This is a genomic window from Acinetobacter sp. (assembly GCF_041911495.1).
Classification (GTDB): Bacteria; Pseudomonadota; Gammaproteobacteria; order Pseudomonadales; family Moraxellaceae; genus Acinetobacter.
Window position 1 is genome coordinate 1 of record NZ_JAYROT010000043.1, and the last position, 14,142, is coordinate 14,142.

Annotated in this window: 10 protein-coding genes and 1 pseudogene; 2 read left to right on the forward strand and 9 right to left on the reverse strand. The window is 41.2% G+C overall.

Annotated features, from left to right (window positions below; translation table 11 throughout):
- Positions 1-197: 197 nt before the first annotated feature.
- The 8 genes and pseudogenes from ACE3PQ_RS05710 to hflX all read right to left on the reverse strand — a co-directional run bounded on the left by ACE3PQ_RS05710 (position 198) and on the right by hflX (position 9,357).
- Entirely contained in the window at positions 198-3,368 is a 3,171-nt protein-coding gene (locus ACE3PQ_RS05710) for an efflux RND transporter permease subunit (protein ID WP_374296012.1), read from the reverse strand.
- Between the two features lie 88 nt (positions 3,369-3,456).
- Complete coding sequence (locus ACE3PQ_RS05715; protein WP_374296014.1) at positions 3,457-4,635, reverse strand: efflux RND transporter periplasmic adaptor subunit; 1,179 nt, start codon at positions 4,633-4,635, stop codon at positions 3,457-3,459.
- Positions 4,636-4,680: 45 nt separating this feature from the next.
- Positions 4,681-5,310: a hypothetical protein gene (locus ACE3PQ_RS05720; protein ID WP_374296017.1), complete on the reverse strand. Its 630-nt coding sequence runs from the start codon at positions 5,308-5,310 to the stop codon at positions 4,681-4,683.
- A 156-nt stretch (positions 5,311-5,466) separates the two neighbouring features.
- Positions 5,467-5,916: a DUF2147 domain-containing protein gene (locus tag ACE3PQ_RS05725; RefSeq protein WP_374296019.1), complete on the reverse strand. Its 450-nt coding sequence runs from the start codon at positions 5,914-5,916 to the stop codon at positions 5,467-5,469.
- Positions 5,917-6,014: 98 nt separating this feature from the next.
- Positions 6,015-6,472 (reverse strand): annotated as a pseudogene (locus ACE3PQ_RS05730) (DUF2147 domain-containing protein).
- Positions 6,473-6,800: 328 nt separating this feature from the next.
- Positions 6,801-7,469, reverse strand: a complete 669-nt coding sequence (locus tag ACE3PQ_RS05735; RefSeq protein WP_241571196.1) for an LrgB family protein — start codon at positions 7,467-7,469, stop codon at positions 6,801-6,803.
- 76 nt (positions 7,470-7,545) lie between these two features.
- A complete protein-coding gene (locus ACE3PQ_RS05740) occupies positions 7,546-7,911 on the reverse strand; it encodes a hypothetical protein (protein ID WP_374296021.1) in 366 nt (121 codons plus the stop codon).
- A gap of 117 nt (positions 7,912-8,028) precedes the next feature.
- A complete protein-coding gene (gene hflX, locus ACE3PQ_RS05745; RefSeq protein ID WP_374296022.1) occupies positions 8,029-9,357 on the reverse strand; it encodes a ribosome rescue GTPase HflX in 1,329 nt (442 codons plus the stop codon).
- Positions 9,358-9,593: 236 nt separating this feature from the next.
- Here hflX and ACE3PQ_RS05750 point away from each other — a divergent pair, with 236 nt between their 5' ends.
- On the forward strand, positions 9,594-10,472 hold the full coding sequence (locus tag ACE3PQ_RS05750; protein ID WP_374296024.1) for a lysophospholipid acyltransferase family protein: 879 nt from the start codon (positions 9,594-9,596) through the stop codon (positions 10,470-10,472).
- A 60-nt stretch (positions 10,473-10,532) separates the two neighbouring features.
- Here ACE3PQ_RS05750 and ACE3PQ_RS05755 read toward each other — a convergent pair whose 3' ends face one another.
- Positions 10,533-12,113 (reverse strand): phosphatidylserine/phosphatidylglycerophosphate/cardiolipin synthase family protein, encoded by a 1,581-nt coding sequence (locus ACE3PQ_RS05755; RefSeq protein ID WP_374296026.1) that lies wholly within the window; start codon positions 12,111-12,113, stop codon positions 10,533-10,535.
- 405 nt (positions 12,114-12,518) lie between these two features.
- On the opposite strand from ACE3PQ_RS05755, the gene ACE3PQ_RS05760 reads away from it, so the two are divergent.
- Entirely contained in the window at positions 12,519-13,529 is a 1,011-nt protein-coding gene (locus tag ACE3PQ_RS05760) for a metallophosphoesterase (RefSeq protein WP_374296028.1), read from the forward strand.
- Positions 13,530-14,142: the final 613 nt, after the last annotated feature.

Consider the following 14,142-nt stretch of genomic DNA (forward strand, 5'->3'; position numbering starts at 1 on the left):
CGCATTTTTTGGTTTTTTTCTGTGTGTGGAAAATAAAAAGCGACTCGCTCGCATACAATGTCCTAATTAAAAATCTACTAATTCAAAACGTCTTAATTTACACTTTTCGCAATGCGATCGCACAGTGTATTACAACCAAATTGTCTGATTCAAGACATATGCCTAGTTGTTACCAAGCGTATACCCGAAGAAGCTCGCTATGATATGATTTTTCTAAACACTCGGGAACTAAAATTTTTCAAATCTTCCAAATAAGTGAAAAATACTGGCACTACAATCAAGGTCAATAATGCAGAAGTAATTAAACCGCCAATCACAGCATGAGCCATCGGCGCACTTTGTTCGCCACCTTCACCGAGCCCGAGTGCCAAAGGTACCATACCCATCACCATCGCACAGGTAGTCATTAGAATAGGGCGTAGGCGAGTCTGACCTGCTTCTAAAATTGCCTCATGGCGTGACATGCCGTGATCCATGGCTTTTTTGATAAAGTCGATCAGCAAAATGGCGTTCTTCGTGACCAAGCCCATCAACATAATAATGCCGATGATCGAGAAAATATTTAAGGTACTATTAAATAAGAACAACGCCAAGAACACGCCAATCAAGGACAATGGCAATGCCATCATGATCGCAGCAGGGTGGATGAAGCTATTAAACTGCGAACCAAGCACGATATAAATAAACACGATGGACAATGTAATTGCAGTCATCGCATAGCCTGCCGACTCCGCCATATCCGCATTCGCACCTTGCGTAGAGAAACTATAACCCGCAGGAAGATCAAAGTTTTGCTGTAAATTCTCAATATCTCGACCAATATCCCCCGCAGGACGACCTGCGGTATTCGCTTCAACCAAGATTTCACGGGTTAGATCACGACGGTTAATCTTCGAAGCTCCTAAAGTTTCCTCCATTGTGGCGACTGCTGAAAATGGAATCAATGCGCTTGCGCTATTATTTGACAATGTTGAATTTTGGGTAGAATTGGCGAGTGTATTTTGAGTTGTGCCATTTTGTGCAGAGCTTGCATTCCCGCTAAAATAAAGCTGTTGTAAGTCACTTGGACGTGAACGATCTTGTTCAGATAGGCGAATATTCACATCATAATTTTCACCATCCTCATCCTCCCACGTGGTGACATTATCACCTGCGATGAGTGGACGAAGTGCCGTCGCAATTTGATTGACTGATAAGCCTAAATCACTGGCGATCTGACGATTAATCTCAATCGACAGTGTAGGCTTCGGCTCACCCAGTGAACTTTCCAAATCGACCAGACCTTCAATCTTAGAAATTTCCGTCATAAAACGATCGGAGATTTTTTGTAGTTCTTTCAGGTCAGGTCCTTTGATGGAGATCAGAATCGGCTTTTGACCGCCTGAAACGCTTTCATCAGCAGAAGACACAGAGGTGATTTTGATCCCTGCAACATGGCTGATGCGATCACGAAAATCATTGGTCAGTTCAATCAGTGATTTATCACGTTCTTGGCGTGGCGTGAGGCTGACTTTGATGCTGGCGTGATTTTTGCCTTGATCATTGACTGCATTGACCACGCCGTAAGTATTTCTCACTTCGGGAAATTCTCGTAGAATTTTTTCCACTTGTAAGAGCTTGGCATTGGTATATTGCAGTGAAGAATCGACAGGGGTTTCAAATTTGACCACCGCTTCGCCTTTGTCTGGAATCGGTACGAACTCTGTACCGATTAATCCTGCCAAAGCAAATGCACCAATTAACGAACCGACAGCGATCATCATGGTGACAAAACGGAAACGTAACGCCCATTTCAACACTTTGGCGTAAACATCATTTAAACGATCAAGCTGATTCGATGTCCATTGGAAAAAACGAGTAATAACGCTAGGTTTTTTATTTTCTAGTTGGTCTTTCTTTTCTGCCCAATGTGCTGAAAGCATTGGATCAAGGGTAAAGCTGACAAACATCGAGATCAATACCGCAGCACTGACAGTCACGCCAAACTGATAGAAGAAACGTCCGATAATGCCACCCATAAACGCCACAGGTAAAAATACCGCAACAATCGTCAGGGTTGTGGCAAGTACGGCGAGTCCAATCTCTTGCGTACCTTCAATCGCCGCAGTGATATGATCTTTACCCATATCGGCATGGCGGACGATATTTTCTCGCACCACGATTGCATCATCAATCAATAGACCAATACTTAGTGAGAGGGCGAGTAGGGTCATCATATTGATACTAAAGCCCATCGCCCAAACCACGGTCAAGGTACCAAATAGCGCAATCGGTAAGGTTAAACCTGTGATAATGGTTGAGCGGAATGAGCCAAGAAAAAGTAGGACGATTAATACAGCAAGTACAGCACCTTCGACAATCGTCCGTGCCACATCTTTGATTGAGTTACGAATACCTTTTGAGGTGTCAGTGACGACAGTCAGGCTCATGCCTTGAGGAAGTTGTGTTTTGATGTTATCAAGGCGTTTGTAGAGATTATCAATGGTGGAAATGACATTGGCATCCGAGTTGCGCAGAATATCAACCGAGAGCGCAGTTTCACCATTGAGATAGGCACTACTTTCTTGTTCCGCAGTTCGATCTTCCACTTTGGCAACTTGTCCTAAGCGGATTGGAACGCCACCCAAATTACTGACGATTAAATTATTAAAATCCGCAGGCTGACGGACTTTGGCTTGGATTTCAACAACCAGTTCTTTATTGCCTTGTTTTAGTGTACCTGCGGGAATTTGTACATTTTCACTTTGTAGGCTTTGCATGACTTGGTTAATGCCAATACCGTAGCTTTGTAAACGTAGTGGATCGACTTCGATACGAATTTGACGTTCAGTTTCACCTTGCAGATTGACGCGTCCGACACCTGATACTGTGCGCAGTTGTGGAATAAGCTGTTGATCAACATAGCTACTCAACTCACGCATATTCATCTGTTTAGATTCAAACACCACCGACATCACCGCACCTGCTGATGGGTCGTAGCGATTGATAATCGGATCATCGATCTCATCACGGAACTGGCTTGATACAGGTGCAATCTTGTCACGAACTTCTTGTGCTGCCACAGAGGAATCAACATCGAGGTTGAACTCTGCAACGACCGTCGAGATGCCTTCATTGGAGATGGAAATAACGCTTTTTAAACCCGAAATGGTATTGATCTGATCTTCTAGTTTTTCGGTAATTTCACTTTCGACAATCTCAGGCGATGCGCCTGCATACGTGGTGTGAACGACAACAAAAGGGAAGTCCACATCGGGGAACTCTTCGACGTGCATACGCTGCCAAGAGGCAAGACCCAGTACCAAAAAGCACAACATCATCATGATGGTGAAAACAGGATATTTGATACTGATTCGAGTAAACCACATGCTGTGAGATTCCTTTCCTAAATGATTTTGTCGCTTAAATTGCCTTGTCGTTAAAATCGTTTTATCGCAAACCGCTTTTAACTTTGTTTTAGTTCGCTTGAGCTACTTCGCCTTGAGCTATGTTGTTTTGAATTTCGTCATTTTGAATAATGACAGCTTTATTTTGATCATCATGTTTAAAGTCAATCAAACTTACCAAATCATTATTTTGCAGACCACTGACGATAGCGAGTTGATCGGTACTTTGCTTTTGCATGACATCGACTTTAACTTTGAGCAATTTTTTATCACGAATTACCCAAACAAAAGGTGCGGTGTCGATATGTCGAATCGCATTTAGTGGAATGATTTGACCAGAAGCTTGTTGATTGCTACTGCGAATAATAGAACCTTCAACAAAAGCCCCAATGTGTAATGGTGCTTGCGTCGTTGGGCGTGCAAAGAATGTGATATTTCGGCTTGCTTGATCGGCGACTGGGGACACACGAGTCACTTTAGCAGGGTAGAGTGTGGTATCGCCTTGTAGGCGAAATTCAATATTTTGCCCGACAAAGAGTTTATAGGCTTCAGACACAGCTAGACTGGCTTTGAGCTCTAAGTTTGATGGATCAACGATTTCAAATAAGGTTTGTCCGACTGAAATGGTTTGCCCTTGTTCCACTTGACGGTTGGTGATCACACCATTGATCGGGCTACGAATCACCGTATCTTGCGCTGCTTTTTTTGCAATATTGACATTGGCTTGCTCAGCCTTGATTTGTTCAGCTTGCGCAAGATATTCGACTTGGCTTTGCTCATATTCCAACTTGGAAATAAAACCTTGTTGCCACAGTCTGCGTTTGCGCTCTACCAATGATCTATTGAGCTCAGCTTGGGCTTGGGTCGCTGCGAGATTGGCATTTGCTTGTGCCAAGCGAGCGTTATTGTCTTGATTATTTAGCCGAACTAGGACCTGTCCTTTGGATATGGATTGTCCAATTTCTGCGGTAACCTGCATTGCTGTAGCACTGACTTGAGATTGCACACTGGTTTGTGAAACGGCTTGAATCGTCCCTGTAAATGGTGATTTGTCCGCAAGTGATCCAGTTTGTATCTGTACAACGTCTTCTGCAATCAACTCAATCGCTTGCTGATTGTTTTGCTGACCATTTTGTGGATTGGCGTTCTGATTTGCAGTTTCGATTGCTTCTTTTTGGCAGGCTGTTAAACCGAGCAACGTGCAAAGAATGAGGGAAAAGCGAAGATATTTTTGTTTTTGAATGTCCATATTTACATGAGGCAAGCTGTGTAGTGCTTGCCAATATAAAAAGGATTACATCACTTGTAAACGGTAAATAACGTAATCGTAATACTCTTGTTGATCCGAGATGGTTTTTTTCAGGTTTTCGATTGCACCACGAGTGTTTTGAATGTGTTGATTATTATTATAAATATTGGTTTCCAAAACGCTGGGGATATCTTCTTTTTTCAACAAAAAATTCGCTTTTGCTGTGAGATATTTACTCCGATCTGACTGCAATTGTTTCATCAGAATATATTGTTGACGCAACTGTTTGTTTAAAACTTTCATCACATCATTTTTTTTGCGAGTAGCGTATTCCACATCACGAAAAGAGCGTTTGATTTGTAAGTCTTTGCGATGACGTTCAAATTGAATTGCACGTTGCTTTTCTTCACGTAAATCTTTTTCAACATTATAGGCAGGCACTTTTTTGATCAAATACATATTTTGATCAAGCACCTCATAACCTCTGCGGATATGCGTTGGCGTGACAGTGCGACTGACCGTGGCGACACCATTACTATAATATCGATAGTAGGCAGCTTTTGGCTGTGTGTTGTTGGCAAAGACAAAATGGCTCGAAAACGCAAAAATTATAGGCAAAACACTGCCAAAAATGCGTTTAAAATAAGTTTTGTGCTGTATTTTGTGAATATTCATCAGCAACTTCATTCTAAGTGTATAGACCCCTAACAATGCTTCGATTGTGAATTGAATAAGGATATTTAGTCAAGAAAAACATGCAAATAAAGCCAAAAATCCCAGAGAATTGATCTGGGAATTTGAGCAATAAATTAATTCAGAAAAGCGGAAAGCTTATTCATCACGAATCCAAGTTTGACTGCGACCAAAGACTTCAACACCGACATAACCACGCATTCTTAAGCGTTTACCATTGTTACTGACTTTGATTTTGCTTTTGTAAATCTTGCCAGATAAAGGATCAAGAATCGTACCGCCTTCATATTCAGTGGTGTTCTTTTGCTTCATTCCATCAAGTACAGTCAACCCAAGGATTGGCGCACCCTTATAAGGAGCTGGGCAGTCTTGGCAATGGGTCTTTGGCGTATAGCCTGGGCGAGGCAAGATTTTGATAATTTTACCTGTATATACACCTTTGCCATCTTTTTTGATCTCGATCAGTGCTTTACTAAAACCTGTCTTATCATCAATAGATCGCCATGTGCCTGCGATGTCATCTGCGGCAAAGATTGATGATGCGCTCAACATTAAACCTGTGAGGAGTGCAAGCTTCATTTTTTTCATCATAAACATCCTTTTTTAACTACGATATTCACTACCAAGCGGTGACCTTGTAACGACTTCCTGAATTCCTCAAGATCACCAAGCTGATATTTGCTGAATTAGTCCTGACGTATCCAAGTTTGGCTACGACCAACGACTTCAACACCTACATAACCTCGCATATTTAAGCGAGAACCACTGCTATTTAACTTCATTTTGGTTTTGTAAGATTTACCAGTCAGCGGATCTAAGATACGGCCACCAGTAAACTCACGTTCATTTTTACTAGATTGCTTCATACCCGAAAGTACAGTCATTCCAAGAATTGGTTGATTCTTTAAAGCACCTGAACACTTTTCACAAGTTGCCTTAGGGGTATAACCAGGGCGTGGAATGACCTCAACGTTTTACCTGAGTAAGTGCCGTCACCAGATTTGGTGATTTTGACAATACCTTTACTAAAACCAGTTTTATCATCAATCGTACGCCAAGTACCCTGGATATCTGTTGTTGCGAACACAGATGCGGATGCCATCAGTAATGAGCTAGATAATAAAAACAGCTTGATGCCTTTCATTCGGTAAATCCTATACAGTTGTAAACCTTATAATCTCATCTTAACGCTTTAAAATAGGTGAGTAAATATGCTGAAAATATCTAATAACTATCCTTTTGAGAACTTTTAATTGACAAAAAATATCACTTAGCACTTTTCTTGTTTTGAAGAATGTTTTAATTAATTGAATTATAAGTAAAAAATAATTTTATTTTTGTCAGTAATATTTCTAATTTTCTAAATGCACAGTTGTTCATATTTGCTTCATGTTTAAATTTTTATGTAATGAAGTCAATGTTAGATATACAAATCTGTGATTTATGCCTTTTTTATTTGTTGATAGTGTGATTTATTGCAATGTATGAAATAAAATCGGTAACCATATCGAAGTAAGTACAGCATTGATTGCCATGCCAAAAGCAGCATAACGCCCTGCAACTGTACCACGTTGCCATGCTTGCACCGTACCGATTGCATGTGCGGCAAGTCCCAAAGCCAAGCCTGAAGCACGCTCATCATTGATATGTCGTAAAATCCACGGTGAAAACGCTGCGCCGATCACCCCTGATAAGATCACAATAAGGCTGACCATAGCGAGAGGGGCATGAAGTAAGGTGGCAATATTTAATGCCACAGGTGTGGTTACGGCACGTGTGGCAAATGCCAAAATGGTAGGCTCAGCAAGGTGTAATAAATAAGCAAGTCCCATTGGTAGTGCAACAGCACTGATACTGGCAAAGGCGAGAATACCAATCATCGGTTTGAGTGGTAAATCGTCAAAACGCATTGCAGCAAGTGGTATCGCAAGTGCTACAGTGACATATCCGAGCAGATGATCAAAATACGGCTGTACGTTCGCCATGTAGTCTTCGTAATGCCAATTCACTAGCCACAACAAGATAATCACCCAAATCATTGCAGTTACGATCACAGGGATTTGCGGAAGATACCGAAACCCGATCTTGCCAAGAATAAAGGCAATCAAAGTTAAGACAAAACCTGCAAGTACCGTGAGCATGGAAGATCCTTAATGATTGTAAATTAAGTTAAAGCTGAGTTGAGCTAAAGCTAGGTTGATTTTAAGTTGGCTTCAATTATAGCCAGCGTTTGGAAATTTTGGCATAGACCCATAGAGGGATCAGCGTACTGACTACCATCACCAATAAAAATGCAGGAATCTCAGCGCCCATTGCCACCAGCATGATCACAGCACCCGCTGAGATCGGTAAAAATGCAAACGCACTTTCTTTCATAATCAGAGCATTAGCATCAATCATTCGGTGTGGAATCGGTTTAAAACGACGCCAAATGACAAGTAGGATCAGCAACAATGCCAAGCCAATCAGATTACCAAGCTCAGGATGTCCAATTAAAGTCATCAAGACAACCGCACCTTCACGTGCGATCACGATGAGTAGGACGGTAAAAAATAAGGCGATCCAGTCGATTTTACTTCTCATGGTATACCCAAATATCTCAATATGTTGCCTTGTCAGGTGAGTGTATGTGGTGAATTTAATCGTTTTTTAATATAGTCATAGTGACTTTACACGTTGAAATTCCGCAGACTTTGTCTATTAATGTTGTTCAAAAGCTTCAAGTGGACGTTTAAACTGTGTTGCTTGCTCACCTAAGATTTGATCAATATCATGATGGTTTTGACCGATGAGTTGAATTAGACGTTCGCCTGACATACGCACAGTAAGATGTAAAATACCTTCTTCGTCATAACGTTCTGATTCAATCACTTCTAAATGATGCAATTGGCTACGAAGTTTGCCATGCGTTGCATCAAGACGTAGTTCAAAGGTTTTCAGCTGACCAAGTAATGACTCTTGTACTGCTTGCATTAACAAATCCATGCCTTCACCCGTATGTGCCGAAACATAAACACGCTCAGGCTGATGCGGTTTGCGATAAATAATTTTCGCCTCATCTTTAGATTGGTCAATCTTATTATACACTCGCAAAATCGTGACATCTGCACCAATTTCACCGAGAACGGTTTCTACCGCATCGATTTGCTCCATCATGTCTGGACTACTGGCGTCAATCACATGAAGTAGCAAACTGGCTTCTAAAGTTTCTTCCAGTGTCGCTCGGAATGAATCAACCAATGAATGGGGGAGGTCTTTAACAAAACCGACTGTATCAGCAAGTACCAGCGTGCCTAACCCTTCCCACTGTACACGGCGCAACGTCGGGTCAAGTGTGGCAAACAGTTGATCGGCAGCGTACACATCACTTTCAGCCAAACGATTAAATAAGGTAGATTTGCCTGCATTGGTATAACCAACTAAAGATACCGTTGGAATTTCGGCTTTTTGTCTTGCGGCACGGCCTTGTAGACGAGTCTGGCGAACTTTTTCCAGTTTGTCTTTGAGTTGTGTCATGCGAATACGCAATAATCGGCGGTCAGTTTCGAGCTGTGATTCACCCGGGCCACGTAGACCGATACCGCCTTTTTGACGTTCCAAATGCGTCCAACCTCGAACCAGTCGAGTAGACAAATGTTCAAGCTGAGCCAATTCGACTTGCAGTTTCCCTTCATGCGTTCGAGCACGTAGGGCGAAAATATCCAAAATCAAACCTGTACGGTCGATGACTCGACATTTAAAGATTCTTTCTAAGTTACGCTCTTGTGCAGGGGAAAGTGGGTGATCAAAAATAGCCAGATCAATTTCTTCTTGTTGAATAAACTGGGCAATTTCTTCGGCTTTACCTGAACCAATAAATAGCTTTGGATCAGGTCGATTGCGTGAAGTGGTCATGTGCTCAATAATCTCTGCACCTGCCGACTCCGCAAGCAGGCGAAATTCCTCAGCATCTAAGTCCTCTAAAATCTGTACTCGGGTGCTGATTAAAATTGCACGTTCGCCACCTTGGTGTCGTTCAAAATATTCCACGCAGTCGTTATCTCTATATAAGGTCAAAGAAGTCTATTGTATGAAAAAAACAGTGGTTTGACTATTTGACTTACGGTGAAGTGGCTTGAATACTTGCATTTTAAAAAATGAAAATTTATCAGAGAAAAATTAAAAGATGGGACAGTGCAAAGTATTTGGCACATTTTACCACTTTGATGCTTGGCAAAAATAGATTATGGTTACAGTGAAAAATAGTTTTTAGGAACACGGCGTCAATGTCGCAACAACCGCTTGCTCAATCGGATCAAAAACCTGATCAGTCAAATCCACAGCAGAACAATCAAAATCAACACAATAATAGTGTGGGCAAAACGCAATTACCACAGCGCAATTTATTGCTACGCATTACGCTCTACATCATAAAATTTTTCCATTTGCTACTCGTGATTTTTAAAGGGTTTTATCTCATTTTTTCCAAAAAACTCTATAAAAATCCAAATGATCCAAGTAACACACGCTACGTACAGTATTTCTGCCGTGAGTTAAGTTCGGTATTTAATGTCAAAGTGCAAGTGCATGGCGAGATTGCACGTCATCCTGCGCTTTGGGTGAGTAATCATATCTCATGGCTAGATGTGGCAGTGCTTGGCTCAGGAGCGAGAGTTTTCTTTTTGGCAAAAGCAGAAGTGGCGTCATGGCCGATCATTGGTAAGCTTGCACGTTGGGGCGGGACGTTGTTTATCCGTCGTGGTTCGGGTGATTCTGTATTGATTAAAGATCAAATCACCGAATTTTTAAAGCAAGACTCACCTGTTTTGTTTTTCCCTGAAGCGACCACGACTGACGGTACACGAGTAAAAAAGGTTCATGGCAAACTTTTGGCATCGGCAATCGAAGCGCAAAAGCCAGTACAAATTTGTTTAATTGCCTATGTCAACCATCAAGGTCAGCTCGACAATATTATTCCATTTATTGGTGATCAAGGTTTTGTGCAAAATCTGACGCAGGTATTACAGATGCCAGTCGTTACAGCACATTTGGTTGCCTTACCTGCGATTGATAGTCGAGAGCATACCGTTCAAAGTTTGACTGCGTTGGTGCAAAAAGAGATGCAAGAAGGGCTAGAGAAATTGCATCAAGATGTCTTAGCTTAAATGCACGATATTTAAAATAGCGTGGCTAATTCTGTTATTGCGCTGAGGCTATTATCGCTATTACATTTGTCCTTCGATTGGCAAAAATGAAATGAGTTTGAGTCCCAATTTTTCCCACCAAGACATTTGCGGTTCTTTTTTATAAGTAATGCGTTGATCATTCTCTGTTTTCTTTTGCCATTCAAGTTTGCCTTGATCATTCAAGCTTACTTTGTAGGCATAATCCATAATGTTTTGATCAAGCCCTTGATGGATCGCCGTGGCGAGTTCAGGGCTTTCCAATATCACGCCAATTTCCGTATTTAAATGTGCAGAACGTGGATCGAAGTTGAATGAACCGATAAACACTTGTTGGTTATCGAGTGCCATAAATTTGGCATGTAAGCTACTGCGATCAATCGCATCTTTATTCACATTTTGATCGGCGAAAAGCTCTTTGCGCTCTGCTCGTGAGAGGGTGTAGGGCGTCGACGGTAAAAATTCATATAAAGAAATACCTTGCGCCAAAAGTGGCTCACGATACTTAGAATAGAAAGCATGAACAAAAGGCACATCATTGGCTTTATAAGAGTTGGTTAAAACACGAATTTTTACGCCTTGTTGGGAAAAAGTTTGAATCAACTGCTGTGCTTGTTGATCGGGAATGAAATAGGCAGACACCAAATCGACATGACTTTTTGGTGCTTTCAGATAGCTAGTCATTTGGAAGTTGAGATGTTCTTGCTTTGGCGCATCTTTTTTGATTTTATCGGCAGAGTCTTTGATGACTTCAGCTTTGACCCATTGCAGAGGTAGATTGGTATTAAACCAATCATCAAAGGACAGCGATGAGCTCAGAATACCGAGATAATCTTCTACCGTACTTTCAAACCAATTTTGTTCGAGCTGTTTGCGTAGACTTTCCATGCTGAGCCGATCGGCACGATTGCGATTCAGGTCTGCGATAGGGTAGGCGTAGTCATGATTCCAATATTCATCGAAAGAGCTCATGATGTCATCGGTGGCTTTTCCGACTAATAATACGTCCATGTCGGAAAATTGGTAACTTTCGCCAGCATTGTAGTATTGGTTGCTCATATTGCGCCCGCCGATGAGCGCCACTTCTTGATCAACAATAAAGGTTTTATTGTGCATGCGTCGTGTGATGCGATCGAAGTCGAGCACCATATCTAAAGGACGAAAATTGCGAAAACGAAACGGATTAAACACTCGCACTTGAATGTTTGGGTGTTGTGTTAATGTGCGTAGGGTTGCCTCTAAATTTTTACTATTATTGTCATCGACCAAAAGGCGAACTTTTACACCACGATCGGCAGCACGTAAGATCGCTTCGATGGCAAGTGCGCCAACTTTGTCATTGTCCCAGATATAATATTGTAGGTCTAAGGTTTGATCTGCACGTTCAATCAGTTGTAGTCGTGTTGCCAGTGCTTTGGTTGGCTCAAAAAGGACATGATAGCCCGTAAGGTTTGGATGACTTTGTTTAAGCGGTTCGAAAAGCTGTGAGAGCTGCGTATTATCTGTTTGGTATTGTGTCGAATAGGTTGGTAAAACAGGTTCACGCTGTGGCAAGGTGGAACATGCTTGCAAAACGCCGAGTGATAAGGTCAATAGGCTAATGCGAAAAGCGTTGGAGCGCATATCGGGACGAATCCTTATCTCAAAGTATGATCATCATTGATCAAGAAAAAATATAAAACGAAAACTTAGGTGCAGTATAGCGGAAAGGCGATTAAAACCGAATGATTTTTGATGAGCCGTCGGTGTATTGCGACGAAAGATATTGTTGTAAAAGTACAGTGGACTTGAAGATTGTCTTAGAAGCTGTCATATAATTAACATATAGATGTCACATGATTCTATTTTTGATTGACTTTAAAATGATTGGTTTATTGGTTAATTTTGAGCTGATTGATTTTGAATTGGTTGATTTTGAGTGAAAAATATCTTGCAGAATCATCTATATGACTATAACAACAATTTGTATTGTGAATATAGTCATGACAAGGGGCGAGTAGAACTTCTGTACGTTTAAATAATTAAAGCATGAATGACCTTATGAATATTACACATTTGATCTATTGGTGTATTGCAATAATGCTAGGTTGGGCAATCTGGCAAGCATGGACGAGTGCACGGCGTACTGAAACGACGCATCACTTTAAAGCGTTCCTATTATTATTTGTGTTTTATCTCTGCTATTTGATTTTTCCGTGGATTGTGTTGACCCTCTGGCAGTGGTATCAGTCGGATATTAATCATATTCAAGCGATTTCTAGTTTAATCATTGCTTCGATTTTGATCTACGCTCGGTTTATCGAACCGCACCATGTCGTGGTGAAGCATACTGACATCACAATTGATGCAAACTTTCCCTTAAAAAACTCACTGACAGTTGCGCTGATTGCAGACTTACATATTGGTCTGTATTCAGGAAAAGAGCGACAACTCGAAAATATCGTCAATAAAATCAACCAAGAACAGCCTGATGTTGTGGTGGTGTCAGGGGATTGGACCTATGAGCCCGAAGATAAGCTGACCGATGAACTCAGAGTTTTGCGTCAGATTGATTGTCCGATCTATTCGGTGAATGGTAATCATGATGAACAATATCCAGGACCGCCCATCCAAGAGTTATTGGCAAAAGCTTTATTTCACAACAATGTACTCGACATTGAAAATCAAATCGTAGAATTTGATGAAGTGCGAATGCTAGGTGTTGGCGATCTATGGGCAGGTAAGGCAGATATGCAACAACTGCGTAATCTCCCGCAGGACAAGCCGTGGATACTGCTTGCGCACAATCCTGATACGGTCGAAATGGTGCCTCAGCTACCGAGTAAACCGTTGATGTTGTCAGGGCATACGCATGGCGGGCAGATTGAGTTGCCATGGATTACCAGTTATGTCATGCGAAAAGTATCCATGCTCGGACACAAAAAAGGTTACTACCAACATGACACCGCCAATGTTTTTGTCACTGTTGGCACGGGGATGGTTGGAGCGCCGTTTCGATTTCGAGTGCCTCCGACGGTTGATATTTTGCATTTGCATTGAAAAGTTATTTATGGTCGAAATAGGATGATTTCGATTAGAAATGATGCTTTTCGATGAAAAAAATTGATGGAAAATCAAGCAATAGCCATGAAATAAGAATCAGTATATTTAATATATTTATGAATGGTATGTTTGGAATAAATCAGTGAATCTCTTGATCTCATGTTAGCATTGTTGTACTTCAAATGGTTCGATTGGAAATGTCTTAAAATTCAATCATGCTGATCATGGTTTTTGCGATAAATCGCTATTATTCGATGGTCGAATGGATAACATCTCACCATGCGTTAAAATTGATAGGAATTTATGTTTTAGATTCATCGTGAACGATCTTCGTGGTAGTAGTGATTTATTTAAGATAGGGTCTTATGAATAAGGGTAAAGCCGTTTTATCTTTATTCATAAGTCTTGCAGAAATACTCTAGAAGTAGGGTAATTGGTATCGTTCGTGGCAGTATGCTTTTTCGGAAGTAATGAAAAGCATACAAAGCGTAACGCTATTTCGTAGTCAGCTTGTCTGACAGTGTGTAAAACTCTTAATTGAATGAATCGATTAAGAGAATGTGAATACGTGTTTACCAAATACATATTCATCAAAGTGATCTAAGCGATT